This window comes from Nocardioides sp. zg-1228 (genome assembly GCF_017086465.1).
In the GTDB taxonomy this organism is placed as follows: domain Bacteria; phylum Actinomycetota; class Actinomycetes; order Propionibacteriales; family Nocardioidaceae; genus Nocardioides.
The window spans coordinates 2204975-2231078 of sequence record NZ_CP070961.1 but is presented as its reverse complement, the minus strand read 5'-3'; the positions used below and the strand labels follow the sequence as shown (position 1 = coordinate 2231078).

The window sequence follows — 26104 nt, the reverse complement described above, 5'->3', positions numbered from 1 at the left end:
ATCCGGCGCGTCCTGAGCGTTCCGGGGGTGGTGCGGAGCGCGTCGGTAGACTGTGACGATGACGACACCCCTCGCTGACCGCTTCGGCCGCGTGGCCACGGACCTGAGGGTCTCGTTGACCGACCGCTGCAACCTCCGCTGCAACTACTGCATGCCGGCCGAGGGGCTCGACTGGCTGCCCACGGAGCAGACGCTCAGCGACGACGAGGTCGTCCGGCTCATCACGATCGGCGTGGAGCGGCTCGGCATCCGCGAGGTGCGGTTCACCGGCGGTGAGCCGCTGCTGCGGCGCGGCCTGGTCGACATCGTCGCGCGTACGCACGCCCTCGGCGTCGAGACGTCGCTCACCACCAACGCCCTCGGGCTCTCGCGCACCGCCGTCGCCCTCGCCGAGGCGGGGCTCGACCGCATCAACGCCAGCATCGACTCGGTGCGACCGGAGACCTTCGCGACGATCACCCGCCGCGACCGCCTCACCGACGTCGTCGCCGGTCTCGAGGCGGCCAAGGCCGCGGGGCTTGGCCCGATCAAGCTCAACGCGGTGCTGCTGCGCGGCACCAACGACGACCAGGCCGCCGAGCTGCTGCGGTGGAGCGTCGCCCATGGCTACGAGCTCCGCTTCATCGAGCAGATGCCGCTCGACGCCCAGCACGACTGGAGCCGGGCCGCGATGGTCACCGCCGACGAGATCCACCAGGCGCTGTCCGCCGAGTTCTCGCTGACCCCCCACGGTGAGCCGCGGGGCAGCGCGCCGGCCGAGCTGTTCGACGTCGACGGCGGCCCGGCGACCGTCGGGATCATCGCCTCGGTGACCCGTCCGTTCTGCGGCCACTGCGACCGCGTCCGGCTGACCGCCGACGGTCAGGTGCGCAACTGCCTCTTCGCCCGCGAGGAGTCCGACCTGCGCACGGCGCTGCGCTCGGGCGCCGGCGACGAGGAGATCGCGGAGCGCTGGGTCATCGCGATGCTCGGCAAGCGTGCCGGGCACGGCATCGACGACGAGACCTTCCTCCAGCCCGACCGCCCGATGTCCGCCATCGGGGGCTGAGCGCCGGGCACTCCCATGACGTCCGGGACTCAGCGCTCGGTCCGGTGCTCCACGACGTCCTTCAGGAAGCCGCGGGCGCCCAGGAAGTCGGACAGCGAGGAGCGGTGCTCCTCGCACGCGAGCCACGACTTGCGGCGCTCGGGGGTGTGGATCTTGGGGTTGTTCCACTGGAGGTCCCACACGGCGTCGGCCTGGCAGCCCTTGGCCGAGCAGATGTCACGGTCGGGGTCCATCGGCGTCCTCTCGGCAGGGGGTACGGCGGGGCTCCGCCGGACATGAGAAGTGCCGGACAGCCACGGGGGGAAGCTGTCCGGCACTCAGAGCTCGCGCAGACGGGGGATGCTGCGCTCGCACGGTGAATCATTCCAGACGGGTGGATGAAAACCAAACTTGTCGCGCACCGCGCCCGACAGAGGTTTTCCTCAGTCCGTGTCGTCCTTCGCCGCGAGTTCGTGGGCCCCGGCGTTGGCCGGAAGCGTGAATCCGTCGTGACGCTGGTCGTTGGCGTTGGCCATGACCACGGCGAAGAGCGGCAGGAAGACGGCGGCCGCGACGAGCACCCACCGCAGCGCCCCCGGGCCGACCGCGACGGCGGCGACGAAGCACACCAGGCGGATGCTCATCGACCACGCGTAGCGCCGTTGGCGCGAACGCATGTCGTCGGCGGCGTTGCTGCGAGCCGTGGTGATGCGCACGGCATCGGACTTGGCCATGGGATCGAGTCTACGTCGCTAGGCTCGGAGAACCACGGGCCCGGGGACGGTCCGCACGACGCTCACCAGGAGGAAGCATGACCGACCGCACCTACCGCGTCACCGAGATCGTCGGGACGTCTCCGGACGGCATCGACCAGGCCATCCGCAACGGCATCGAGCGGGCCGGCAAGACGCTGCGCCACATCGACTGGTTCGAGGTCACCCAGGTCCGCGGCCAGGCCAAGGACGGGGCCGTCGAGCACTTCCAGGTCGGCATGAAGGTCGGCTTCCGCCTCGAGGACGAGTGACCCGGGCGGGCGGCGCGGCGTGATTCCGGATACCCCCCGGTAATCACTAGCGTCGGGGAGCGTGAGCGAGATTCCCGAAACCACCCCCGCGCCCCGGTCCGTCCTGGTGACGGGAGGCAACCGCGGGATCGGCCGCGCGATCGCCGAGGCGTTCATCGCCCAGGGCGACAAGGTGGCGGTCACCACCCGCAACGGCGGCGCGCCCGACGGCGCGCTCGACGTGCGCTGCGACATCACCGACCCGGACGCCGTCGACGCGGCGTTCGCCCAGGTCGAGGAGGCCCACGGCCCGGTCGAGGTCCTGGTGGCCAACGCCGGCATCACCAAGGACACGCTGCTGCTGCGGATGAGCGAGGACGACTGGTCGTCGGTCATCGACACCAACCTCACCGGCACGTTCCGGCTCGCCAAGCGGGCCGCGAAGGGCATGCTGCGCCTGCGCCGCGGGCGCATCATCCTGATCTCGTCGGTGGTCGGCCTGCTCGGCTCGGCCGGGCAGGTCAACTACGCCGCGTCGAAGGCCGGCCTCGTCGGCCTCGCGCGCTCGCTCGCCCGCGAGCTGGGCAGCCGCTCGATCACCACCAACGTCGTCTCGCCCGGCTTCGTCGAGACCGACATGACCGACGTCCTCACCGACGAGCAGAAGGCCGCGATCAGGACGCAGGTCCCGCTGGGTCGCTACGCCTCGCCCGCCGAGGTCGCGTCCGCCGTCACCTGGCTCGCCTCCGACGGCGCCGCCTACGTCACCGGCGCCGTGATCCCCGTCGACGGCGGCCTCGGCATGGGCCACTGACGCCCCCACCTGCTCCGCCACCTCCTCTGCCCGACCACGACCCGACATGAAAGGTCCACAGACATGGGAATCCTCGACGGCAAGCGCATCCTGGTCGCCGGCGTGACGATGGACAGCTCCATCGGCTTCGCCACCGCCAAGGTCGCCCAGGAGCAGGGCGCGACGGTGCTGATCTCCAACTTCGGCCGCGCGCTCGGCATCACCCGGCGCATCGCCAAGCGGCTCCCGGAGGAGCCCCCGGTGCTGGAGCTCGACGTCACCGACGAGAGCCACCTCGCCGGCCTGGCCGACCAGGTCCGCGAGCACGTGGACGGCCTCGACGGCGTCGTCCACTCGATCGCCTACGGCAACCCCGACACGTTGCTGGGCGGCAAGTTCATGGACGGTCCGTGGGACGACGTCGCACAGGCCGTGCAGGTCTCGGCGTACTCGCTGAAGTCGCTGGCCGTCGCGACCAGGCCGCTGCTCTCGCGCGGCTCGTCGATCGTCGGGTTGACCTTCGACGCCACCACCGCGTGGCCGGCGTACGACTGGATGGGCGTGGCGAAGGCCGCGCTGGAGAACACCTCGCGCTACGTCGCGCGCGACCTCGGCCCCGAGGGGATCCGCTGCAACCTCGTCTCCGCCGGGCCGCTGAAGACCCTCGCCGCCAAGGCGATCCCGGGGTTCGGCGACCTCGAGTCGGCGTGGAAGGACCGCGCGCCCCTCGGGTGGGACGAGTCCGACCACACCCCGACCGCCCAGGCCGTCGTGGCCCTGCTCAGCGACTTCTTCCCGGCCACGACCGGTGAGATCGTCCACGTCGACGGCGGGTTCCACGCGATGGGCCTGTAGCACCGGCGCCGTGCTTCGGTAGTTTGCGCGCGTGACCTCACTCGCCGAGCTGCGCGTCCTCGAAGGACCCAACCTCTACTTCCCGCGCGCGGCGATCAAGCTCACGCTCGACGTCTCCACGATCACCGAGGCCGACGAGGAGCGGGTGCTGCGGTTCGCGCGCCGCATCGGGCTGCGCACGACCCGTCCCGGCACGCCGGGCTCGGGATTCCGCCAGCGCTTCGCCCTGCGCGCGGTCGAGCGCCTGGTGCGCGCGGTCGCGGCCGAGGCCGGAACGCGCCGGCTGGCGGTCCGCGTCCGCCCGACGAGCGACCCCGACGTCGTGGTCGTGGCCTATCCGTGGCGCAACCGCGGGCGGGCCCGGGCCCTGGGGGAGGCGGTGGCCCGGGCCATCGACGCGCTGCCGACGCCCGACGTGGAGGCGGCCCTCGGCGCCGCTGCGGCGGAGGTGGCCGCCGCACCCGTCGGAGACACGCCCACCACGATCACGCCCACCATCCCGGTCGTCGCCGTCACCGGCACCAACGGCAAGACCACGACGAGCCGGATGATCGCCCACGTCGCCCGCACCAGCGGGCTGGTGGCCGGCTGGTCCAACACCGACGGCATCTACCGCGACGGCGTGCTCGTCGAGGCGGGCGACTACTCCGGACCCTCCGGCGCCGCGCGGGCGCTGGGACTCGACGGCGTGCAGCTCGCCGTGACCGAGACCGCCCGCGGCGGCATCCTGCTCAAGGGCATCGGCATCACCCGCAACGACGTGTCAGTGGTGACCAACGTGACCGCCGACCATCTCGGGCTCCAGGGCATCGACACGGTCGACCAGCTCGCCGAGGTCAAGTCGGTCGTCCCCCGGATCACCCGCAAGGGCGGCTGGGCGGTGCTCAACGGCGACGACCCGCGCGTCCTCGCGATGCGGGGCGTCATCTCCGCCCGACCGTGGATCTTCAGCCGGGACCCCGACTCGCCGGCCGTGCGCGACGTGCTCACCGGCGGTGGGCGCGCCACCACGGTGATCGACGGCTGGATCACCGTCCTGGCCCCGGGAGCCGACCCCGACCCGCTGGTCGAGCTGGTCGACGTCCCCATGACGCTCGCCGGCCTGTCGCGCTTCAACATCGAGAACGCGCTCGCCGCCGCCTCGGCGTCCCTCGCCGTCGGGATCGCGCGCGAGCACGTCGTCGCCGGCCTCACGTCGTTCCTCCCCGACGCCGAGCACAACCCCGGGCGGATGAACTTCTTCTCCCTCCCCGGCGACGTCTCGGTCGTGATGGACCTCGCCCACAACGAGGCGGGCCTGGAGGCGCTGCTCGAGATCATGGGCGGCGTACGACGTCCCGGCGCGCGCCTGCTGCTCGGCCTCGGCGCCGTCGGCGACCGCACCGACGAGCTGATCGACGCGCTCGGCGAGATCGGCGCGAAGGGCAGCGACGTCGTCGCGATCGGCCACAAGGAGTGGTATCTCCGCGGCCGCACGATGGACGAGATCGACGTGCTCCTGCGAGCCGGCGCCGCCCGGGTCGGTGTCACCGAGATCGAGACCCACACCACCGAGGTCGCCTGCCTGGCGTCACTGGTCGGGCAGGCGGCGCCGGGCGACGTCGTCGGCCTGATGTGCCACGCGGAGCGCCAGGAGGCCTACGACTGGATCGCCGCCCACGGCGGCACCCCCGACAGCCCCGAGGTGCTGTCGGCCAAGGTGCGCGCGGCCGGCGGTGGGGCTCAGCCGGCCTTGGCGGCCGTGAACGGCACGTCGCCGGTGTCGCACTCGGGGCCGCTGACGCGGTAGCTCCCGGACGCCCCGCCCGCCGGGTCGAGCGCGACGGAGTAGGTGAAGGTCGCCGGGTAGAAGTCGTCGAGGAAGGTGTGGGAGACGCTGCCGTCGTGGTGGACCAGCGAGCGGCCGAAGCTGGAGAGGTCGCCGTAGGAGTGGGTGCCGCAGACGAGCTTGCGGGTGACCGCGAGGTCGTCGAGGACCTTCCCGCCCGCCTCGAGCACGAAGGACACCGGGGCACCCGTCGCGTCCGTGCCGGCGAACGTGCCGCCGCGCGACGCCGTCGGGCCCACCCACGTCGCGCTGAACGGCTTGGGCTTGCCCTTGCACCCGAACAGCCCGGGCGCCGGGTTGGCCGAGCCCCTGACCTTGGTGCGGCTGGTGAAGCGGCCGGCGATGTCGACGATCGAGGACTTGCTGAAGCGGCCCTTGCGGACCTTCACCCGCGTGTAGGTGGTGTAGCCCTCCTCGCCCTCGGTGTCGTTGCCGCACCGGTAGAACACGACGGCCCGGCTCACCGACAGCCCGCCCTTGCGCTTGACCACGTCGAGGGAGAAGGCGGACTTCTGGCCCTTCGGTCCGAACGTGCCCTCGTAGGTGCCCACCTTCGGGCGTGCGGTGGCGCGCCGGTCGTGGTCGACGACGGCGTGCGCCGTCGAGGGGACGGCCAACGCCCCCAGGAGCAGGGGCAGGACGGCGAGGAGCAGCGGGGTGCGTCGAGTCATGCCCGCACCCTGCCCTTCCCTCCGCGAGCCAAACCTCAGGAGCTGGCGGCCGGCGTGTAGTCGGGATCGGCCGCGGGCGCGTCGGGGTTGGTCGTCGAGCCGGCCTGGGCCACCTCCGACCAGTGCTCCAGCTCGGCCATCACCTCGGCGTGCTTGTCGACGCAGACCACGACCAGGTCGCCCCGGTTGGCGCGGCTCATCGCGTGCCGCACGGCCTCGAGCTCGTCGAGCACCAGCTCGGCCTGCTTGCAGCGCGCGCCCTCGGCCATGGCCGTGCGTACGCCCTCCAGCACCAGCGCGGCGGTCGCCCCCCGCTCGCGGCCGCGCAGCGCGACGTCCTCGCGCACGATGCACACGTCGAAGTGCTGGGCGGCGATGTGGCCCAGCTCGACCATGTCCTGGTCGCGCCGGTCACCGGCGGTGGCGATGATGCCGATGCGCGAGGGCCGGGCCAGGTGGTGCGAGGACTCCAACGACTCGCCCACCCGGTCCACGAAGTCGCCGAGCATCCGCATGCCGGGTGCGTTGTGGCAGTAGTCGACGATCACGTTGACGCCGTTGACCTCGACCTCGTTGAGGCGGCCGGGGGAGAGGTAGTAGTTGGTGGAGAAGGTGCGCAGGCCCTGACGGATGTCGTGCAGGGGCGCGCCGGCGGCGAAGGCTGCGGCCGCGGCGGCGAGCGCGTTCTGGACGTTCATCCGCGCGCGCCCACTGAACGTCGAGGGCAGCAGGTGGGTCCACGCCAGCTGCATCTCCCGGCGGCCGTGCTGGACGACCATCATCTCGCCCCGCTCGGTCGGGTTGAGCACGATGGCCTTGCCCCCGCGGCGGCAGTGCGCGTCGATCATGTCGCGCACCTCGCTGCCGGGCTCCTCCATGGAGAACCACACGACCTGGCCCGAGCACTTGCGACGCATCGCGCGCACCAGCGGGTCGTCGGCGTTGAGGACGGCGTGGCCGTCGCGGGGCACGGCCTCGACGATGACGGCCTTGACGTCCGCGAGCTGCTCGACGGTGTCGATGCCGCGCAGGCCGAGGTGGTCGGGCTGCACGTTGAGCACCACCGCCACGTCGTTGCGCTCGTAGCCCAGGCCCTCGCGCAGGATGCCACCGCGGGCGACCTCGAAGACCGCGAAGTCGACGCGGGGGTTCTGCAGGACCATGCGCGCCGAGCGCGGGCCGGAGGCGTCGGCGCGGATCACCAGGCGCTCGTCGATCACGACGCCGTCGGTGGAGGTCATGCCGACCTTGCGGCCCATCCCCTTGAAGATGTGGCTGATCATCCGGCTCGTCGTCGTCTTGCCGTTGGTGCCGGTGACGGCGACGATCGGGATCCGCGACGGGGCGCCCGGCGGGAACAGCATGTCGACCACCGGCTTGGCGATGAACTGCGGCTCGCCGATGGTGGGGTGCGTGTGCATCCGGAAGCCCGGTGCGGCGTTGACCTCGCAGATCGCGCCGCCGGCCTCGCGGACCGGCTCGGTGATGTCGGGGCAGATGAAGTCGATGCCGGCGATGTCGAGGCCCACCATGCGGGCGGCCTCCTCGGCGATCTCGACGTTCTCCGGGTGCGCCTCGAAGGTGCGGTCGATCGAGATGCCGCCCGTCGACATGTTGCCGGTGAGGGCCAGCTTGACGGTCTCGCCCTCGGCGGGCACCGAGTCGAGCGTGTGGCCCTGGTCGGCGAGCACCTCGATGGCCGCCTCGTCGACCTTGATCCGGGTCAGCACCTTCTCGTGGCCCACGCCGCGCCGCGGGTCGGCGTTGGTCAGCTCGACGAGCTGCTCCACCGTCGAGGTGCCGTCGCCGGTCACGGAGGCCGGCACGCGCTCGGCGATCGCGACCATCCGGCCGTCGATGATCAGGCAGCGGTAGTCCTTGCCGGTCACGAAGGACTCGACGATGACGGTGCCGCGTCGCGACTGCCCCTCCGCGATCGGGAACGCCGTGCGCACGTCTGCCTCGTCCTGCAGGTCGAGGCACACGCCGCGGCCGTGGTTGCCGTCGAGCGGCTTGAGCACCACCGGGTAGCCGATGCGGCGCGCTGCAGCGACGGCCTGGTCGACGGAGCGGACCGACTCCTGCTTGGGCACGGGCAGCCCGGCGGCGCCGAGGAGCTTGGTGGTGAGGTCCTTGTCGGAGGCGATGTCGACCGCGATCGACGACGTCTCGGAGGTCATCGTGGCGCGGATCCGCTTCGCGTGGACGCCCTGGCCGAGCTGGACGAGGGAGTACTGGTTGAGCCGGATCCACGGGATGTCGCGCGAGACCGCCTCGTCGACGATGGCCTGCGTCGAGGGGCCGAACGCCGTCCGCTCGGCGCGGCGGATGAACTCGTCGCGCTCGGTCTCCCAGTCGAAGTCCGGGTCGCCCTCGACCAGGTGGTTGACCAGCCGCACGGCGAGGCTGCCCGCGGTGAGGCCGACGTTCTCCTCGATGTAGCCGTAGATGATGTTGTAGCGGCCGGGGTGGCCCTTGACCTGGCGGGTCTTGCCCCGGCGGATGTCATGGCCGACGAGCTGCTGGAGGGAGAGGGCGACGTGCTCGGCGACGTGACCGAGCCAGGTGCCCTCGTTGAGCCGCTCCAGGAAGCCGCCGCGGCGCCCGCGCGAGCACGAGTGCTCCCGCAGGCCCGGCAGCATCGACACCAGGTCGTCGGTGAAGCCGGGGAGGGTGTTGGTGGGGAACTGCTCGAGCGAGCCGAGGTCGACCACGAGGTGGATCGACTTGTCGTACGACCAGACGTTGGCGCCGCGGTAGACGCGCGTCTCCATGATCTCCAGGTCCGGTGTGGGCCGCTCGCTCATGCACTGTCTCCGTCGGTGGGCTGGCTGGGGGGCTGGCTGGGGGTCTCGGCGGGCTTGCTGCGACGCAGCTTGAGCCGTCGCCGGATGGCGGCGGGGGTCGCGTCGGCGGCGGCGATGTCGCGGGCCAGCTGGCGCAGGTCGCGTCCCGCCTCGGCGAGCTCGTCGGCGTCCTCCTGCTGGACGGCCGGGGGCTGCGGCACGAGCGTGCGGGTGGTCAGGTTGAACACGGCGTCCTCGGGGAGGGTGTGGAGGACGACGCCGCTCGCGAGCAGCGGCTTGGAGCGGGCGGCCTCGTAGGCGTCGGACACCATCCGGGAGCCGTCGAAGATGGTGACCGCACCCTTGCCGAGGACCCGCATGACGGTGTCGCCGTCGACGTCCTCCAAGAGGCCGCAGGTGTCCTCGTCGACGCCGATCCCCAGCAGCTGCGGGCTCTGCGCGACGATCATCAGCAGCCGGCCGTAGCGGTTGCGCTGGTCGAAGTGCTGGTCGACGACCGCGGACTCGATGAGACCCAGCCCTGCCGCCACCTGCGTCATCCGCTGTTTGGCGGTCGACCCGCCCACGCCGAAGGCGACCATGTGGGAGGACTGGACGCTGGCGCCGGCGGACGTGCCCGCCACCACCGCGCCGCGCTCGTGCGCGCGCCGGATCGCCTCGCCGACGGGCGTGCCGCACACGATGGCGGACAGCTTGAGCTGGTTGCCGCCCGTCATGAACACGCCGGTGGCCTCGTCGATCGCCTTCACCAGCACCGGGTCGTGGGCCTCGTCGCGCGACTCGGGGCGTACGGCGTCGACGCGGGCCGCCCCGAACTTGGTGAACAGCGCGTCGTAGACGTCGACGACCTCGCGGCCGAGCGAGGACGCCGTGGGGATCACCGCGATGTGCGCGTCCCTGCCACCGCTGAGTGCGACGAAGTGCTTGAGGATCGTCGGCTTGCGCATCTTGTCCTCGGCGCCACCGATGATCATGAGTGGTCCCTTGGGCATGACAGGCAGGCTAGCGGCTGGGATGGTGAGGCAATGCAGGAGTCAGTGAGTGACGCGGCCGGAGCGGGCCGGCGGCTGGTCGTGATGCGGCACGCCAAGGCCGAGCACAGCGCTCCCACCGACCACGCGCGCGCGCTGGCCGATCGGGGTCGCGCCGACGCGGAGGCCGCCGGGCGGTGGCTGGGCGAGCACGACGTCGACCCCGACGCGGCACTGGTCTCCGACGCGCTCCGCACGCAGCAGACGTGGGAGGGTGTCGCCGCCGGCGCCGGGTGGGACCCCGACGGCAGGGAGCTGTCCGAGGCCCTCTACGCCGCCGGCACCGACTCCGCCTTCGACCTGCTGCGCGACACCCCGGCCCACGTACGCACGCTCGTCGTCATCGGGCACAACCCCACGATCGCCTCGCTCGCCGAGCTGGTCGACGACGGCGAGGGCGACACCGAGGCGGCGACCGCCATGATGACGCGCGGGTTCCCGACGTCGGCGGTCGCGGTCTTCGCCGTCGCGGGCGACTGGGCCGACCTCGGCCCCGGCACCGCCCGCCTGGAGGCGTTCCACCCCGGGGCCGCGTGAGCGCTCGGCACGTCGTGGCCCGGCTGCGTGCCGCCGGGTGCGTGTGGGCCGAGGAGGAGGCCGTCCTGCTCGAGGAGGCCGCCACCTCCGACGGGGAGCTGGAGGCGCTCCTCGCCCGGCGCGTCGCCGGCGAGCCCCTCGAGACGGTGCTGGGCTGGGCCGGCTTCCTCGGACGCCGCCTCGTGGTCGCCGCGGGCGTCTTCGTGCCGCGCCGGCGCACCGAGCTGCTGGCGCGGACGACCCTCGACCACCTCGCGCGGTCCGACCGCCGGGTCGCCGGATCGCGGCCCGTCGTGGTGGAGATGTGCTGCGGCGTCGCGCCGGTCGCCGCGTGCCTGGAGGACAGCGGGGCGCAGGTGCACGCCGCCGACGTGAGCCCGGCCGCGCTCGACTGCGCCCGGGCCAACGCGCCGTCGGCCGCACTGCACCTCGGTGACCTCTACGACGCACTCCCGCCCGGCCTGCGCGGCCGGGTGGACGTGCTGGCGGCCAACGCCCCCTACGTGCCGACCGACCGGGTCGCCGACATGCCGCCCGAGGCGCGCGAGCACGAGCCGCTGGTCGCGCTCGACGGGGGAGCCGACGGGGTCGACCTGCACCGGCGCCTCGCGCGCGACGCCGTCGGCTGGCTCGCGCCCGGGGGAGTGCTGCTGGTGGAGACCAGCCCTGCCCAGGCGCCGCTGACGACGGCCGCCATGGCCGGCGCCGGGCTGGACCCCCACGTGGTGGCCGACCCGGACGTGGGCGGCTGCGTCGCCGTCGGCGTACGCCCGGCGACGGTCAGTCGGTGAGTGGCGGCGCCGGCGTGGTGATGCCCACGGCGGCGTCGGCCTCCTCGATCTGCTCGCGGGAGATGCCCAGCAGATAGAGGATCGCGTCGAGGTAGGGCACGTTGACCGACGTGTCCGCGGCGTCGCGCACCATCGGCTTGGCGTTGTAGGCGATGCCGAGCCCCGCGGCGTTCAGCATGTCGAGGTCGTTGGCGCCGTCGCCGATGGCAATGACGGCGTCGAGCGGGACGCCGACCTCCGCCGCGAACTCGCGCAACGCCGCCGCCTTGCCGGCCCGGTCGACGACGTCGCCGACGATGCGGCCGGTGAGTCGGCCGTCGACCACCTCGAGCTGGTTGGCGCGCGCGAAGTGGATGCCGAGGTCGGCCCTGAGCCGGTCGGTGATCTGGGTGAAGCCGCCGGAGACGATGGCGAAGCGGTAGCCCAGCCGGCGCAGCGTGCGCACCATCGTGCGCGCTCCCGGAGCCAGCTCGATGGAGCGGTAGACCTCGTCGAGCGCGGACTCCGGGACGCCCTCGAGCAGCGCGACGCGCTCGCGCAGGGAGGCCTCGAAGTCGAGCTCGCCCCTCATCGCCGCCTCGGTGACCCGGGCGACCTCGGCCTGCTGTCCGGCATGGGCGGCGAGCATCTCGATGACCTCGCCCTGGATGAGCGTGGAGTCGACGTCCATGACGATGAGTCGGATGCCCCGGCGGTGGAGCGAGTCGCGCTGCACGGCGAGGTCGATGCCCTGCTTGACCGCCTCGACGGACAGCAGCGGGCGCAGCGTGTCCGCCGGCGCGCCCGAGACGTGCATCTCGATGGCGGTGACCGGGTAGCGCGCCATCCGCTCGATCCGGTCGATGTTGGCGCCCGAGTCGGCGATGCGGCCCGCGATCGCCGACATCGCCGAGGCCTTGAGCGGACGCCCGATGATCGTGATGTGCGAGCGGTCTCCGGGGCGGCTGCGGTTGTCGCCCGCGCCGCGCTCGACCTCGACGCTCATGTCGAGCTCGGCGGCGGTGCGCTCGATGACGTCGCGCAGCCGCTTCCAGTCGCGGGGCGCGGTCACCAGGATGCCGAGCACCAGCCGGCGGCGCAGCACGATCTGCTCGATGTCGAGGACCTCGACCCCGGCGCCGGCCAGGGCGGCGAAGATCGCTGAGGTGACGCCAGGCCGGTCCTTGCCCGTGAGGGTGACCAGGAGAGTCTTCGGCTCGTCTTCCATCGTCTCAGAAGGCTAGTCGTGCCGGGCGGCTCGCGTCGCGCCGGTCCGTCCCGCGGGCGGCACGATCACCTCGGGCTCAGCGACCCGGTCGGCAACGTGCTGGGCGTCCGGTCGACGTCATGGCCGCTCAGGGCTCGGGCCACACCTCGGGCGAGCACGCCGCCACGACCGCCCGCCGGGCGGCGCGGCCCAGCGGCCGCAGCAGGTCGCGACGCCGCTCGGCCTCGAACGACGACAGCGCGCCGCCGTCGTCGGCCAGCGCGAGGTCGACGATCGCCCAGGCCTGGAGGCCGCGCGCGGCGAGGTCGACGCAGCGTGGCGGGGTGCCGAGTGGCGCGTCGAGGTCGGGCCGGTGGTGCAGGTTCATCAGCGCGTCGGCCGCCTCCGGCCTCCACCGCGCGACGTCGAGCGCGGCGAGGTCGCCGGCCGCCGCGAGCAGCGCGGCCCGCAACGACCGGTCGGCCTCACCGACGTCGGGGAGCTGGCGGCGCGACGCCGCGAAGGGGTGCCACTGCACGGTCTCGCCCTGCTCGTCGGGCACCAGCCCCAGATCGCCCGCCACCACCGCCTGCCCCGCCTCGAGCGCGGCGGCGTTGAAGTCGTGCGGTCCGCCCAGGCCCAGCGGGTCGCCGTCCACCGGCAGCGCCAGTCCGGCGTACGAGGCCCCGGCGCTCCTGGCCTGCAGCAGCAGGTCGAGGGCGGAGCCGCCGTGCAGCAGGTGGGTGTCGTCGGCGAGCGCATCGAGCACGTGGTCGGTCTGCTCGTGCCCGCGCAGCCAGGCGGTCAGCCACCAGGCGAGGGTCGCCGAGTGGGGAAGGGCGAGGGACGTTCGCGACATCGCGGGCGACGTTACTCGTCGTCCTCCGCCCGTCGTGTCAGGCGGGGCCCTGCCCACGATGCTGGATAGGGTGACGGCCATGGTCGCCGTCATCGAGCTCGCCGGGGTCACGGTGCGCCGTGGCCGGTCGCTGCTGCTCGACGACGTGAGCTGGGTGGTCGAGGACGACGAGCGCTGGGTGGTGCTCGGGCCCAACGGCGCCGGCAAGACCACCCTCCTGCAGGTCGCCGCCGCGCAGCTGCACCCGACGTCCGGCGTCGCGGGCATCCTGGACGAGGTGCTCGGCACGACCGACGTCTTCGAGCTGCGTCCGCGCATCGGCCTCACCAGTGCGGCGCTCGCCGACCGCATCCCGCGCTCCGAGCTGGTCAGGGACGTGGTGGTGTCCGCCTCCTACGGCGTCCTGGGCCGGTGGCGCGAGGCCTACGACGAGCTCGACCACGACCGGGCCGCCGACCTGCTCGCCGAGGTCGGGGCCGACCACCTGGCCGAGCGCACCTTCGGCACCCTCAGCGAGGGGGAGCGCAAGCGCGTGCAGGTCGCGCGGGCGCTGATGACCGACCCCGAGCTGCTGCTGCTCGACGAGCCGGCCGCGGGTCTCGACCTCGGCGGGCGTGAGGACCTGGTGGCGACCCTGTCGCGGCTGGCCCTCGACCCGGACTCGCCGGCGACCGTGCTGGTCTCCCACCACGTCGAGGAGATCCCGCCGGGCTTCACCCACGCGCTGCTGCTGCGCGAGGGCCGGGTGGTCGACTCCGGCCCCATCGACGACGTGGTCACGGCCGAGTCGCTGTCGGCCGCGTTCGGCATGCCGCTCCTGCTGAGCCACTCCGACGGGCGCTTCGCCGCCCGGCGCCGGATCGACTAGCGCGTCCACCGGCGCGCCTCATGGCGCACTCGATAGGGTCGGGCCATGGACTGGATCCGCGACCACCTCTGGGAGACCTGGCTCGGCCTCTCGATCGTGCTGGGCGTCGCCGAGATGTTCAGCCTCGACCTCATCCTGGCCATGCTCGCCGCCGGTGCGGTCGTCGGCATGGTCGCGGCCCTGTTGGGCCTGCCGCTCGTCGTGCAGGTGCTCGTCGCCCTCGGCGCCGCGACCGCGATGCTGGTCTTCGTCCGTCCGAGCTTCGTCAAGCGGCTGCACAGCGGTCCCGAGCTCTCCCTGGGCCACGGCAAGCTGGTCGGCTCGCGCTGCCTGGTGACCGAGGAGATCACCGGCCTGGCGCCCGGCCGGATCAAGGTGTCCGGCGAGATCTGGTCGGCCCTGCCCTACGACGAGAACCTGCGGATCGCACCGGGGGAGACCGTCGAGATCCTCCAGATCAAGGGCGCGACCGCCTACGTCCACCCGGTGGCCACGCTCGAGCCCTGAGCGACCCGCAGCCACCGCCTCACAGACCCGCACACCCACACGTCCACACCAAGATCGGGGGAGACCAGTGCCGTCCGCATTGCTCGTCCTGCTCGTGCTCGTCATCCTGTTCGTCGTCGTCATGCTCGCCAAGACGGTCCGCATCGTGCCCCAGGCACGGGCTGCGATCGTCGAGCGCTTCGGCAAGTACAAGGGGACGCTGTCGGCAGGACTCAACATCGTCGTTCCGTTCGTCGACAAGGTGCGCTACCTGATCGACCTGCGCGAGCAGGTCGTGAGCTTCCCGCCCCAGCCGGTCATCACCGAGGACAACCTGGTGGTGTCGATCGACACGGTCATCTACTTCCAGGTGACCGACCCGGTGGCGGCGACCTACGAGATCGCCAACTACATCCAGGCCGTCGAGCAGCTGACCATGACGACCCTGCGCAACATCGTCGGTGGCATGGACCTCGAGGAGACGCTCACCAGTCGCGACGAGATCAACACCCGCCTGCGGGGCGTGCTCGACGAGGCGACCGGCAAGTGGGGCATCCGGGTCAACCGCGTCGAGCTCAAGGGCATCGACCCGCCGCCGTCGATCAAGGACTCGATGGAGAAGCAGATGCGGGCCGACCGCGACAAGCGCGCCCAGATCCTCACCGCGGAGGGTGGCCGCCAGGCCGCCATCCTCACCGCGGAGGGCGAGAAGCAGTCGTCGATCCTGTCGGCCGAGGGCGACCGGGAGGCACAGATCCTGCGCGCGCAGGCCGACCGTGAGGCGCAGATCCTGCGGGCACAGGGTGAGGGTCAGGCGATCCAGACGGTCTTCCAGGCCATCCACGACGGCCAGCCCGACCAGTCGCTGCTCGCCTACCAGTACCTCCAGATGATGCCGAAGATCGCCGAGGGCAGCGCCAACAAGGTGTGGGTCATCCCCTCGGAGATCACCAAGGCGATGGAGGGCCTGGGCTCCTCGATCCACGAGATCGCCGGCATCCCCAAGGACGCCACCCCGCGCACGCGCGTGGACATGGGCCCGACCGACCCGCAGCTGCCCCGCTCGTCGGCCGACCCGGAGATGCGCGCGACCAACGAGGCGGTCCAGCAGGCGATCGCCGAGGCCGAGAGCGCCGCCAACCCGGGACGTGGCTCCCGCTCGATCGACCCGGCGACCGCGACCGAGGGCGACGAGCCCACTGACCCCGGAGCGCCTGCCGGCCAGTGAGTCCGACCGAAGCGGTGCTGGTCGTCCTCGCAGGAGTGGCGGCCGGCACCATCAACACTGTGGTGGGGTCGGGAACGTTGATCACGTTCCCGACCCTCCTGGCGTTCGGCGTCCCTCCGGTGACGGCCAACGTCAGCAACAACGTCGGCCTGGTGCCGGGCAGCGTGTCGGGGGTCATCGGCTACCGGCGCGAGCTCGCCGGCCAGCGGGCGCGGGTGCTGCGGCTGGGGGCGGCGTCGCTGATCGGCGGCACCGCCGGGGCGCTGCTGCTGCTGTGGCTGCCGTCCGCAGCCTTCGACACCATCGTGCCGGCGCTGATCGGCCTCGGCGTGGTGCTGGTCGTGCTGGGCCCGCGCATCCAGCGCTCGGTGGCCGCTCGCGCGGACGAGCGCGGTGGCATCCCCGACCACGGCGTGTGGTGGGTGTGGCCGGCGGTCGCGCTGGCCGGTGTCTACGGCGGCTACTTCGGCGCGGCCCAGGGCGTGCTGCTGATGGCGATCCTCGGCATTGGGGTCGCCGACTCCATGCAGCGTCACACCGCCACCAAGAACGTCCTCGCCCTCATCGTCAACGCGATCGCCGCCGTCGTCTTCATCGCGGTCGCCGAGATCGACTGGGAGGTCGCCGGCCTCATCGCGCTCGGCTCGGTCGTGGGCGGTCAGATCGGCGCCGGCGTCGGGCGGCGGCTGCCGCCCGACCTGCTCCGCGCCGTGATCGCCGTCGTGGGGGTCGTGGCCCTCGTCGCCCTCGTCTCCTGAGCAGGCTCCCCGGGGGCATGCCTGGGTTCAGGCCGGCTCGCAGACGCAGAGCGCCCGCCAGTGGCCGTGCTTGAGCGGTCTCGTCTCCGCTCAACCACCCGGATCCGGGTGTCCCAGCGGGGATGAGACCGTCCTAGTGGCCTTGCGCGGGCGGTGGGAGGGCAGCGGCCGTGCTGCTCGACCAGGTCAAGGGGGCGATCGCAGGACGGGCCCGGACAGAATGACAACCCGGCCGCGCGGTGCCGTACGCACCTCGACGCGTACGGGATGGCCGCCGTACGCCCCGCCCGACGCCGTAGCCGATCGCGCAGCTAGTCCGCCCGACCGTCGCCGGCGCCGGGTTCGGGCTTCTCCACCCACGCCTCGAGCCACGTGCCGAGGACGTCGTAGACCCGGGTGCGGATGCCGGGGCGCGACAGCACGACGTCGTGCACGGCTCCCTCGATCGCGACCGACGTGACGTGCCGGCCGACCGAGGAGGCCCAGCGCCGGATCTGCTCGACGTCGAGCACGATGTCGTGCGTCGCCGCGGTCTCCTCGGTCTGCTCGCCGAAGAAGGACCGGGCCGAGGACAGCACCAGGGTCGGCCGGTCGATGTCGAGCCCGGCGTGGAGCAACGCGTGTCCGCGGCGGACGGCGCGGAGCCACCCGACGTGGACCGGGCGTGACTCGATCGGCTTCCACGTCAGGTCGTAGTCCCACTCCCCGCCGTACTCGCGGTGGAGCGAGCGCCCGTAGACGGTCCTGATCCGGCGCGGGACCTCCTGCATCGGGCGTCTGCGGCCGAGCCGCTCGATCGCCAGCCGGGTCGCCGGGCCGCGCAGCCACGCGGCACCGTGCATGTCGAACCAGGGGGAGTTGAGCACCATAGCCGCGAGCTCGGCGGGCCGCCGCTCCCGCACCCACAGGGGCACGGTGAGGCCACCGGTGGAGTGCGCCGAGGCGATCACCGCGCGGTGCCCGTCACGGTGCGTGATCCGCCACCAGGCGAGATCGATCTCGGCGAAGTACTCACCCAGGTCGGCGACGTAGTGGGGGGTCTGGTGATCCCGCAGCGACCGGCCGTACTTGCGCAGGTCGAGGGCGTAGAAGGTGTAGCCGCGATCGGCCCACCACTGGGCGTACTCGGTGTGGAAGAAGTAGTCGGCGAAGCCGTGCACGTGGAGCACCGCGCGACCGTTGGGGCGGGCGGGCCTGAGGCGCACGAGGGTCGCGACGACGGCACCCTCGGCGTCGGGGGGGAGGGAGATCGTCTCCGCCTCGAACTCCGGGCCGAGGACGTCGGCCTGCAGCGGGACCAGGGACATGTGACGAGCCTATCGATACCGAAGGGGTGGACTTTCGGGGTTCGGCCTCGGGGGGCTCCCGGCGCGACCTACTCTTCGGTCGTGTCGAACGCGCTGGGATCCGTCGCGCGCGGTCTCGTGTCCTACGTGCAGCAGCGCGTCGCCGGCTGGCGCACGGGTTCTCGCGGCAGCCAGGCGTTCCTCCTGACGGTGCTGGTGGCGCTCGTGGGTGGTGCCGTCGGAATCGGCATGCTGAGCCAGACCATCGTCCCGGTGACGCTCTGGTTCCTCTTCCTGATGCTCGGGCTGATGCTGCTCCGCTTCATACCGCTGCTCGTGCTCGCAGCGGTGCTGATGGGCGTCGCCTACTGGACCTCCATCCAGACGGGCTTCGCCGCCGCGAGCCGCCAGGCCGCCCTGCTGACCCTCGCCGTGGCCATCATGCTGGCGATCCACCAGTCCAGCCGCCAGCGCTCGGGACTGCCGATGGCGCTGAGCGAGGCGGTGCTGAGCCAGCTCCGCGACCGGCTGCAGCGCCAGGGCGTCGTGCCCGCGCTGCCCAACGGCTGGCGCTCGGAGTCGGCGACGATCACCGCCCACGGCCCCAGCTACGCCGGCGACTTCCTCGTCGCCGACCTGCGCGAGGGGCGCTGGCTCGAGATGGCCCTCGTCGACGTCTGCGGCAAGGGCACCTCGGTCGGCCCGCAGGCGCTCCAGTTCGCCGGCGCGCTCGGTGGCCTGATCGGCGCCCTGCCCCCCGCCGAGCTGATGGCGGCGGCCAACCACTTCCTGCTCCGCCAGGACTCGGACGAGTCGCTGGCCACCGCCGTGCACATCAAGGTCGACCTCGTCACCGGCGACTACACGATCACGAGCGCGGGCCACCCGCCGGCGCTCCACTGGCACCTCGGCGAGCGCGGCTGGTCGATCGACAACGCGCGTGGCATGGCGCTGGGCGTGATCGACGAGGCCGAGTTCGTGCCCAGCCGGGGCCGGCTGCGCCCCGGTGAGGCGTTGATGTTCTACACCGACGGCGTCATCGAGTCGTCCGGGCGCGACCTCGACGAGGGCATCGACTGGCTGCGCGACGTCGCGCTGCGGGCCGTCGACGCGCGCGGCTTCAACGGCATGCCCCAACGGGTGCTCAAGCAGGTGCCCCGCGGCGACGACGATCGGGCGATGCTCGTCCTTGAGCGCCAGCCGCTGACGTCCCCCGAGCGCGACGCCGACCGGCTGCGCGGGCTCGGCGGCGCGCGCTAGCGGCTCGGTCAGGCGCCGCGGGAGTAGAGGTCGCGGATGACGTCCTCGATGGCGGGCTCCTGGATCGACAGGTCCGCCACGTCGTACGCCGCGGCGACGGCCGCCACGACGGGTGCGGCGCTCGCGTCGGCCGGGAACGACAGCCACTGCCTCGGCCCCTCGACCCGGCGCACGCTCGCCCCCGGGACGACGATGGGAGGCGCCTCGTCGACGAGGTCGACGACGAGGGTGCGCGACGACCCGCCCTCGGCGTGCAGGCCGGCCAGCGAGCCGTCGTAGACCGACGTGCCGTCGTCGATGACGATCACCCGGCCGCACAGCGCCTCGATGTCCTGCAGGTCGTGGGTGGTCAGCAGCAGCGTGGTGCCGCGCTCGGCGTTGAGCGCGCGCAGAAACTCGCGCAGGCGTCCCTTGCTGACGACGTCGAGCCCGATGGTGGGCTCGTCGAGGTAGAGCACCTCCGGGTCGTGGAGGAGCGCGGCGGTGATGTCACCGCGCATCCGCTGGCCGAGGCTGAGCTGCCGGACCGGGGTGTCGAGCTGCGGGCCGAGGTGGAGCAGGTCGACGAACCGGTCCAGGTTGTCGCGGTAGCGCTGCGGGGGGATGCGGTACATCTTCTGCAGCAGGTCGAACGAGTCGCGCAGCGGCAGGTCCCACCACAAGGTCGAGCGCTGGCCGAACACGACCCCGATGCGCCGCGCGAGCTCGACCCGGTCGCGGCTGGGGTCGAGTCCCGCGACCTGCACGTCCCCGCCGGTGGGGACGAGGATCCCGGTGAGCATCTTGATCGTGGTCGACTTCCCGGCGCCGTTGGGCCCGATGTAGCCGACCATCTCGCCGGCGTCGACGGAGAACGTGAGGTCGTGCACGGCGCGGACCGACTCGCGCACCCGCCGCCGACGACCCTCGACCCGGCGGCGGACGACGAAGGTGCGCTCGAGGTCACGCACGTCGATCAGGCTGGACATCTCAGCTCCCGGTGGAGGTGTAGTGGCGGACGCCGGAGCGCCACACGAGCAGGGCGACGGCCATGGTCAGCAGCCCGGCGACGGGGGAGGCGAACTGGAGCGCCTCGGGCATCCCGGCAGGGTCTGGCCGCCCGAGCAGGTAGAGGCACGGGTACCAGTTGACGAACGCGATCGGCACCACGAACGTCAGCCCGACCAGCACCTCGCGCGGGAAGATCGAGAGCGGGTACTGCGTGACCGTCGCGCCTCCGTAGGTGAAGGCGTTGGCGAACTCCGTGGCATCGGTCGTCCAGAACTGCACGCACGAGAACCCGACGAACAGCCCGAAGAACACCAGCGCACCGCTGGCCAGCATCGACACCGCCACCAAGACGCGCAGCGGCGTCCAGTCGACGTAGGTGCACGCCCAGCCGAAGACGGCGCTCGCCTGCGTGAGGCGCCCCAGCCGGCGGAGCGTGAACTGGTCGGCGCACACCTGCAGGAGCAGCGGCACCGGCTTGGTCATCATCTGGTCCAGCCGGCCGGTGCGGATGTAGGTGCCGATCCGCTCGACGCTGCCGATCGCGGTGTCGGCCAGCGCGAGCGCCAGGGACGCGCTGCCGTAGAGCAGCGCGACCTCGTGCAGCGAGAAGCCGGCCAGGTCGTCGAGGTGGGCGAACATGATCCACAGCCCGACGAAGTCGAGGCCGGTGATGAGTCCGTTGCCCACGGCCAGCAGCACGAACGAGGCGGGGTACTGCCACGCCGCACGGATCCACAGCCACGCGATCTGCGCGTAGGTGCGCAGGTGGCGACCGGGCGCCGCCAGCACTCGCTCAGCCACCCTGCACCACCACCTTGCGCGTGGCCAGGCGCAGGACGCCGTGGCAGGCCACGAGCAGCACCACCGCCCAGAGCACCTGGAAGCCCAGCGCGGCGACCAGGCCGGTGCCGGTGTGCTTGCCGAGCCAGACGTCGGCGGGCACCTGGACGTACGACGCCCACGGCAGGGCCCGCGCGAGCGTGCCGAGCCAGCCGGGGAACAGGACCAGCGGGAGCATCATGCCGCTGAAGAAGATCGCGAACGCCCCGCTCATCACCCTGACTCCCGACTGGTCGAGCAGCCAGAAGGCGGTGCTCGCCACCAGGAAGCGCACCGAGAAGCTCACCACCACGGCGAGCACCAGCGACACCGCGAAGGCGAGCCCGGCCAGCGGCGAGGCGGGGAGCGAGATGCCGAAGACCACGATGCCGATGAGCGTGGGCCCCAGGCCCCGGGTGAGGAGGTGGTAGGCGGCGCGGCCGAGGTCGCTGGCGAGGTACCAGCCGACGATCCCGACCGGCCGGTAGAGGTCGATCGCCACGTCTCCGGTCCGGATCCGCTCGGCCAGGTCGTCGGTCGACCCGCCGCCCCAGAGGGCGATCGTCATCAGCAGCGCCTGCCCGAGCCAGACGTAGGTCACCGCGTCCTGCTGGTCGTAGCCCCCCGCGGTGGGGTTGGCCTTCCAGAGGGCGATGTAGGCGAAGGAGTAGATGACGCCGAAGACCGAGTTGGTGAAGATCCCGGCGAGCGTGGCGGCCCGGTAGGTGGAGTAGCGACGGAACGTGCGGGTCGCGACGGCGACGTGCAGCATCCCGTTCCCCCCTCACGCGAGTCGATTCCCGGCCCTCCCCCGAGGGGGCCGGGAATCGTCTCACATCCGGGGCGGGACGCGCCCGGCTCTGCGCCGGGTGGTCGTCGTGCGGATCAGCTTTCGCGGACCAGGTTGACCACACCGACGGTGCGGCCCTGCGCATCGCGGGTGATGGCGACGCCCGCGCGCCGGGCGCGGGGGCTCAGGAGGATCGCCCGGTGTCCGGGGGAGTCGAGCCAGAGCTCCACCATGGCCGCCGGGCTGAGGTCGGCGCCTCGCACCAGCGTCTCGCCTGCCCAGGAGTGGTCGCACCTGCGGAGGACCTCACGCTGGTCGCGGTGCTCCAGGACGCCGGTGCGCGCGATCCGCGCGCCCCACTTCTCGGCCAGTCGGTCGGTGCAGCCGTCGAAGGTCCTGATCCTGCGCAGGCCGCGGTCGACGCGGGCCTCGTTGATCCGGACCATGACGGCGGTCTCCAGGGCGTCGCTGCCCGGGTCGTCCGCGGTGGTGGCGGGAGCGGTGCGGGGGACCGACCAGGTCTCGGCCTCTGCCGCGACCGGCATGCCGCACGCGAGCGCGGTCGCGACGCCCAGGGCGGCGAGGCGCAGGAAACGGCGAGGCTGTGGCACGGGTCGTCCTCCAGGGAGGATCCGCAACGTGAGCGGATCTTGATGAAATCTGTTGACTCTCAAGATTGACGATAGGCATGAGACGTGCATGCTGTCGACCTTTTGGGCGATTCGCGGACGTGCTGCGGACCGTTTCCTCAGATTTCGTGGAAGAGCCCCGCATTCCATCCCTGCGCAGATGAAAGCGGCTTGACGGTTTCTTCATGACGGGAACGCGCAAAAAAGAGGCCCGCGGTCTGGACCGGTGGGTCCGGACCGCGGGCCTCGTGGGGCCGGTGCCGACTGGTGTGACTGGTGTGACTGAATCCGAGCGGGCGGGGGTCAGTGCTGGGTCAGTGCTGGGTCAGTGCTGGGTCAGTGCTGGTAGGTGCCGTGGATGATCGCGCGGCCGAGCGTGGCGAAGGCCAGGTTGAACGACACGACGGCGCACGAGGCGTCCGCGTCGACGCCGAGGGACTCCTCGCCGACCGCGTGGACGACGAAGTAGTAGCGGTGCGGCTGGTCGCCCTCGGGCGGCGCCGCACCCATGAAGCCGGCCTCGCCGCCGTCGTTGCGGACGTGGAAGGCCTTGCCGGGCAGCTCGCCCGAGGCCGCGCCGGCGTCGAGGGAGGTCACGTCGGCGGGGATGTCGACCAGGCACCAGTGCCAGAACCCGCTCGGGGTCGGCGCGTCGGGGTCGAAGCAGGTCACGACGTAGGACTTGGTCCCCTCGGGAGCACCCGACCAGCTCAGCTGGGGCGAGGTGTTGCCCTTGTCGGCCACCTGGTCGTCCTTGAGGGGGGCGCCGTCGGTGACGTCGTCGCTGGTGACGGTGAAGGAGGCGGTGGGCGGGAGGAGGTCGTAGGGATCGGGTGCCACGGGTCGCTCGATGCTCATCCCTCGAACCTAGCCAGTGACCACCACGCGGGCCAGAGACAATGGGGCAATGCCCGACGACAGGCCCGCCGAGGTCCGCCCCTACCTCGCCGGCCTCGTCCTGACGGGCCGCAAGGTGCTCGTCGTGGGCGGCGGCCACGTGGCCCAGCGACGCGTCCCCTCCTTCCTGGCCACCGGAGCGCTGGTCACCGTGGTGAGTCCCGAGGTGACCCCCGCCCTCGAGGGCCTGGCCGGCGAGCTGACACTGGTGCTGCGCGACTTCGTCGAGACCGACGTGGACGGCGCGTGGTACGTCGTGGCCGCCACCGACGATCCCGAGGTCAACGCCCGGGTGGTGGCCGCCGCGGAGGCACGCCACACGTTCTGCGTGCGCGCCGACGACGCGTTGGGCGGGAGCGCCTGGACCCCGGCCGTGGGCCACCACGGCAGCGTCACGGTCGGCGTGCTCGGAAACCGGGAGCCGCGCAGGTCCGCGGCACTGCGCGACGACATCGTCAACGCCCTCCGCGACGGCCACGTCTCGGCGCGCGACGCCCACGACCGCACCCCGGGGGTGGTGCTCGTCGGCGGGGGACCGGGGGAGCCGGAGCTCGCGACGGTCGCGGCCCGGCACGCGCTGGCGTCCGCCGACGTGGTCGTGGCCGATCGGCTCGCCCCCCGCGAGCTGCTCGACGAGCTGGGCCCGCACGTGGAGCTCGTCGACGTGGCCAAGCTCCCGCGCGGCCGGTCGGCCTCCCAGGAGGCCATCAACCGGGTGATCGTCGACCGCGCCCGCGCCGGCAAGCGCGTCGTGCGCTTCAAGGGCGGTGACAGCTTCGTCTTCGGCCGCGGGTTCGAGGAGGTGCTGGCCTGTGCCTCGGCCGACGTGCCCGTCACCGTCGTGCCCGGCCTCACCTCCGCCATCGCGGTGCCCGCCCGTGTGGGCATCCCGGTCACCCACCGCGGGGTGGCGCACGAGTTCACCGTCGTGTCCGGCCACCTGCCGCCCGGACACCCCGACTCGCTCGTCGAGTGGGACGCCCTCGCCCGGCTGCGCGGCACCCTGGTCCTGCTGATGGCGGTCGACAACGCCCCCGCCATCGCGGACGCGCTGGTCTCGGGCGGTCGCGGCGCCGAGACGCCGGTGGCCGTGATCGTCGACGGGACGATGCCGACCGAGCGCACCGTGCTCAGCACGCTGGGGACGCTGGCCGACGACCTGGCCGCCCACCGCGTCGAGCCGCCGGCCATCATCGTGGTGGGCGAGGTCGTCGCCGTGGCCCGTCCGGCACACTACGGTCGTGGCTGACCCGGACCCGACCGTCGAGATCATCGAGCTGGACGACCCCGGCGACCCTCGGCTGGCCGACTACCGCGACCTGCGCGACGTGGAGCTGCGCAAGCACCTCGAGGCCGAGCACGGGCTGTTCCTCGCCGAGGGCGAGAAGGTCGTGCGCCGCGCCGTCGAGGCGGGCTACGAGGCGCGCTCCTTCCTGATGGCACCCCGGTGGCTGGACGGCCTCAGCGACGTGCTGGCCCGTGGCGACGCGCCCGTCTACGTCCTGTCCGAGGCGATGATCGAGCAGGTCACCGGCTTCCACGTGCACCGCGGTGCGCTGGCCTCCCTGCATCGGCGGCCGCTGCCGTCCGTCGAGGAGGTGCTGGAGGGCGCGCGCTCGGTCCTGGTGCTCGAGGACCTCGTCGACCACACCAACGTCGGCGCCGTCTTCCGCAGCGGGGCGGCGCTCGGGTTCGACGCCGTCCTCCTCTCGCCGCGGTGCGCCGACCCGCTCTACCGCCGTTCGATCAAGGTCGGCATGGGCGCCGTCTTCTCGACGCCGTGGACGCGGCTGCCCGACTGGTACGACGCGCTCCCGGCGCTCTCGCGCCGCGGCTTCACCACGGTGGCCCTGACCCTCGGCCCCGACTCGGTGCCGATCGAGGAGGCGGTGGCCGGGGTCGACCGGCTCGCCCTCGTGCTCGGCTCGGAGGGGCACGGGCTGTCCGCGCGGTGGGAGGCGTCCGCCGACCGGCGCGCGATCATCCCGATGGCCGCGGGGATCGACTCCCTCAATGTGGCGGCCGCCAGCGCGGTGGCCTGCTACGCCGCGGCCCGTCGCTGACGCCGGGTGGGTGGCAGGCGGACCCTGCTCAGGCCGGTCGGCGCCGCAGCCGGCGGACCGCCAGGACGGACAGTCCCACCGCCAGGAGCACGTAGACGACGTTGCTGACCGGACCGACGTACGACTCGACGACGTGCCACTGCGCCCCGAGCTGGTGGCCGGCGAGGATGAGTGCGGCGTTCCAGACCAGGCTGCCGGCGGTGGTGAACACGCAGAAGCGCAGCAACGGCATCCGGTCGATGCCGGCGGGGATCGAGATCAGGCTGCGCACCCCGGGCACCAGCCGGCCCACGAAGACGGCGGTGCGGCCGTGACGGCCGAACCACGCGACCGCCCGGCGCACGTCGCGCCCGTGCATCAGCGGGATCCGGTCGGCGAGCGCGCACACCCGCTCCAGGCCCCAGGCGGCGCCGAGCCGGTAGAGCACCAGCGCTCCGAGCAGCGAACCTGCCGTCGCCCACGCGATCGCGGGCACGAGCCCGTAGTGGCCCTGGCTGGCGGTGTAGCCGGCGAGCGGCAGCACCAGCTCGCTCGGCACCGGCGGGAAGACCGTCTCGAGCGCCGTGGCGACACCGACGCCGGGCGAGCCCAGCGTGCGCATGACGAGGACCACCCAGTCCAGCACCGCGTCCATCGACCAGC

Annotated in this window: 28 protein-coding genes; 14 read left to right on the top strand and 14 right to left on the bottom strand. The window is 72.5% G+C overall.

Features of this window, described 5'->3' with window-relative positions:
• Window positions 1–58 precede the first annotated feature (58 nt).
• Window positions 59–1048 carry a GTP 3',8-cyclase MoaA gene (gene moaA / locus JX575_RS10695; protein ID WP_186342558.1) on the top strand — a complete coding sequence of 330 codons (990 nt, stop codon included), beginning with the start codon at window positions 59–61 and terminating at the stop codon, window positions 1046–1048.
• 29 nt (window positions 1049–1077) lie between these two features.
• Here the strand turns inward: moaA and JX575_RS10690 are convergent, their stop codons facing one another.
• Together JX575_RS10690 and JX575_RS10685 are read right to left on the bottom strand one after the other, a co-directional pair.
• Window positions 1078–1281 (bottom strand): acetone carboxylase, encoded by a 204-nt coding sequence (locus tag JX575_RS10690; RefSeq protein WP_186342557.1) that lies wholly within the window; start codon window positions 1279–1281, stop codon window positions 1078–1080.
• A gap of 189 nt (window positions 1282–1470) precedes the next feature.
• On the bottom strand, window positions 1471–1761 hold the full coding sequence (locus JX575_RS10685; protein ID WP_186342556.1) for a DUF3099 domain-containing protein: 291 nt from the start codon (window positions 1759–1761) through the stop codon (window positions 1471–1473).
• A gap of 77 nt (window positions 1762–1838) precedes the next feature.
• On the opposite strand from JX575_RS10685, the gene JX575_RS10680 reads away from it, so the two are divergent.
• The 4 genes from JX575_RS10680 to JX575_RS10665 all read left to right on the top strand — a co-directional run bounded on the left by JX575_RS10680 (window position 1839) and on the right by JX575_RS10665 (window position 5467).
• Window positions 1839–2051, top strand: coding sequence for a dodecin (locus tag JX575_RS10680; protein ID WP_186342555.1), 213 nt, complete (start codon window positions 1839–1841; stop codon window positions 2049–2051).
• Between the two features lie 61 nt (window positions 2052–2112).
• Window positions 2113–2844 (top strand): 3-oxoacyl-[acyl-carrier-protein] reductase, encoded by a 732-nt coding sequence (gene fabG / locus JX575_RS10675; RefSeq protein WP_186342554.1) that lies wholly within the window; start codon window positions 2113–2115, stop codon window positions 2842–2844.
• A 63-nt stretch (window positions 2845–2907) separates the two neighbouring features.
• A complete protein-coding gene (fabI, locus tag JX575_RS10670) occupies window positions 2908–3678 on the top strand; it encodes an enoyl-ACP reductase FabI (RefSeq protein ID WP_186342553.1) in 771 nt (256 codons plus the stop codon).
• A 31-nt stretch (window positions 3679–3709) separates the two neighbouring features.
• Complete coding sequence (locus JX575_RS10665; RefSeq protein WP_186342552.1) at window positions 3710–5467, top strand: Mur ligase family protein; 1758 nt, start codon at window positions 3710–3712, stop codon at window positions 5465–5467.
• Here the strand turns inward: JX575_RS10665 and JX575_RS10660 are convergent.
• The 3 genes from JX575_RS10660 to JX575_RS10650 are packed head-to-tail and all read right to left on the bottom strand — an operon-like array spanning window position 5401 to window position 9976.
• On the bottom strand, window positions 5401–6177 hold the full coding sequence (locus JX575_RS10660) for a hypothetical protein (protein WP_186342551.1): 777 nt from the start codon (window positions 6175–6177) through the stop codon (window positions 5401–5403). The genes JX575_RS10665 and JX575_RS10660 overlap by 67 nt on opposite strands.
• A gap of 35 nt (window positions 6178–6212) precedes the next feature.
• Window positions 6213–8984 (bottom strand): cyanophycin synthetase, encoded by a 2772-nt coding sequence (gene cphA / locus JX575_RS10655; protein WP_186342550.1) that lies wholly within the window; start codon window positions 8982–8984, stop codon window positions 6213–6215.
• Entirely contained in the window at window positions 8981–9976 is a 996-nt protein-coding gene (locus JX575_RS10650; RefSeq protein ID WP_186342549.1) for a cyanophycinase, read from the bottom strand. The genes cphA and JX575_RS10650 overlap by 4 nt, the downstream gene beginning before the upstream one ends.
• Window positions 9977–10009: 33 nt before the next feature.
• Between JX575_RS10650 and JX575_RS10645 the strand changes: the two genes are divergently transcribed.
• Window positions 10010–10552, top strand: coding sequence for a histidine phosphatase family protein (locus tag JX575_RS10645; protein ID WP_186342548.1), 543 nt, complete (start codon window positions 10010–10012; stop codon window positions 10550–10552).
• Window positions 10549–11343, top strand: coding sequence for a putative protein N(5)-glutamine methyltransferase (locus tag JX575_RS10640; protein ID WP_186342547.1), 795 nt, complete (start codon window positions 10549–10551; stop codon window positions 11341–11343). The genes JX575_RS10645 and JX575_RS10640 overlap by 4 nt, the downstream gene beginning before the upstream one ends.
• Here JX575_RS10640 and serB read toward each other — a convergent pair.
• Window positions 11333–12550: a phosphoserine phosphatase SerB gene (gene serB / locus JX575_RS10635; RefSeq protein ID WP_186342546.1), complete on the bottom strand. Its 1218-nt coding sequence runs from the start codon at window positions 12548–12550 to the stop codon at window positions 11333–11335. The genes JX575_RS10640 and serB overlap by 11 nt on opposite strands.
• 127 nt (window positions 12551–12677) lie before the next feature.
• Entirely contained in the window at window positions 12678–13388 is a 711-nt protein-coding gene (locus JX575_RS10630; RefSeq protein WP_186342545.1) for a hypothetical protein, read from the bottom strand.
• A 79-nt stretch (window positions 13389–13467) separates the two neighbouring features.
• On the opposite strand from JX575_RS10630, the gene JX575_RS10625 reads away from it, so the two are divergent.
• The 4 genes from JX575_RS10625 to JX575_RS10610 all read left to right on the top strand — a co-directional run bounded on the left by JX575_RS10625 (window position 13468) and on the right by JX575_RS10610 (window position 16728).
• Window positions 13468–14256, top strand: a complete 789-nt coding sequence (locus JX575_RS10625; RefSeq protein WP_186342544.1) for an ABC transporter ATP-binding protein — start codon at window positions 13468–13470, stop codon at window positions 14254–14256.
• Window positions 14257–14301: 45 nt separating this feature from the next.
• A complete protein-coding gene (locus tag JX575_RS10620) occupies window positions 14302–14763 on the top strand; it encodes an NfeD family protein (RefSeq protein WP_186342543.1) in 462 nt (153 codons plus the stop codon).
• A 67-nt stretch (window positions 14764–14830) separates the two neighbouring features.
• Window positions 14831–15970: an SPFH domain-containing protein gene (locus JX575_RS10615; protein WP_186342542.1), complete on the top strand. Its 1140-nt coding sequence runs from the start codon at window positions 14831–14833 to the stop codon at window positions 15968–15970.
• On the top strand, window positions 15967–16728 hold the full coding sequence (locus JX575_RS10610; RefSeq protein WP_186342541.1) for a sulfite exporter TauE/SafE family protein: 762 nt from the start codon (window positions 15967–15969) through the stop codon (window positions 16726–16728). Before JX575_RS10615 ends, JX575_RS10610 begins: the two co-directional genes overlap by 4 nt.
• A gap of 311 nt (window positions 16729–17039) precedes the next feature.
• Here the strand turns inward: JX575_RS10610 and JX575_RS10605 are convergent, their stop codons facing one another.
• Window positions 17040–18035 (bottom strand): alpha/beta hydrolase, encoded by a 996-nt coding sequence (locus JX575_RS10605; RefSeq protein WP_241005105.1) that lies wholly within the window; start codon window positions 18033–18035, stop codon window positions 17040–17042.
• A gap of 81 nt (window positions 18036–18116) precedes the next feature.
• Here JX575_RS10605 and JX575_RS10600 point away from each other — a divergent pair, with 81 nt between their 5' ends.
• Complete coding sequence (locus JX575_RS10600; RefSeq protein ID WP_186342540.1) at window positions 18117–19274, top strand: PP2C family protein-serine/threonine phosphatase; 1158 nt, start codon at window positions 18117–18119, stop codon at window positions 19272–19274.
• An 8-nt stretch (window positions 19275–19282) separates the two neighbouring features.
• Here JX575_RS10600 and JX575_RS10595 read toward each other — a convergent pair whose 3' ends face one another.
• From JX575_RS10595 to JX575_RS10575, 5 genes are all read right to left on the bottom strand, one after another.
• Entirely contained in the window at window positions 19283–20242 is a 960-nt protein-coding gene (locus JX575_RS10595; RefSeq protein WP_186342539.1) for an ATP-binding cassette domain-containing protein, read from the bottom strand.
• A gap of 1 nt (window position 20243) precedes the next feature.
• Window positions 20244–21065, bottom strand: a complete 822-nt coding sequence (locus tag JX575_RS10590; RefSeq protein WP_186342538.1) for an ABC-2 family transporter protein — start codon at window positions 21063–21065, stop codon at window positions 20244–20246.
• Window positions 21058–21855, bottom strand: a complete 798-nt coding sequence (locus tag JX575_RS10585; RefSeq protein ID WP_186342537.1) for an ABC-2 family transporter protein — start codon at window positions 21853–21855, stop codon at window positions 21058–21060. Before JX575_RS10585 ends, JX575_RS10590 begins: the two co-directional genes overlap by 8 nt.
• Window positions 21856–21968: 113 nt before the next feature.
• Window positions 21969–22484 carry a CAP domain-containing protein gene (locus JX575_RS10580; protein WP_186342536.1) on the bottom strand — a complete coding sequence of 172 codons (516 nt, stop codon included), beginning with the start codon at window positions 22482–22484 and terminating at the stop codon, window positions 21969–21971.
• A 354-nt stretch (window positions 22485–22838) separates the two neighbouring features.
• Window positions 22839–23360 carry a YbhB/YbcL family Raf kinase inhibitor-like protein gene (locus JX575_RS10575; RefSeq protein ID WP_186342535.1) on the bottom strand — a complete coding sequence of 174 codons (522 nt, stop codon included), beginning with the start codon at window positions 23358–23360 and terminating at the stop codon, window positions 22839–22841.
• A 49-nt stretch (window positions 23361–23409) separates the two neighbouring features.
• Between JX575_RS10575 and cobA the strand changes: the two genes are divergently transcribed.
• Window positions 23410–24648, top strand: coding sequence for a uroporphyrinogen-III C-methyltransferase (gene cobA / locus JX575_RS10570; RefSeq protein ID WP_186342534.1), 1239 nt, complete (start codon window positions 23410–23412; stop codon window positions 24646–24648).
• The gene (locus JX575_RS10565) at window positions 24641–25462 is read left to right on the top strand and encodes an RNA methyltransferase (protein ID WP_186342533.1); all 822 of its coding nucleotides are present in this window, start codon (window positions 24641–24643) and stop codon (window positions 25460–25462) included. The genes cobA and JX575_RS10565 overlap by 8 nt, the downstream gene beginning before the upstream one ends.
• A gap of 28 nt (window positions 25463–25490) precedes the next feature.
• Here the strand turns inward: JX575_RS10565 and JX575_RS10560 are convergent, their stop codons facing one another.
• The gene (locus JX575_RS10560) at window positions 25491–26096 is read right to left on the bottom strand and encodes a DedA family protein (protein ID WP_186342532.1); all 606 of its coding nucleotides are present in this window, start codon (window positions 26094–26096) and stop codon (window positions 25491–25493) included.
• Window positions 26097–26104 lie beyond the last annotated feature (8 nt).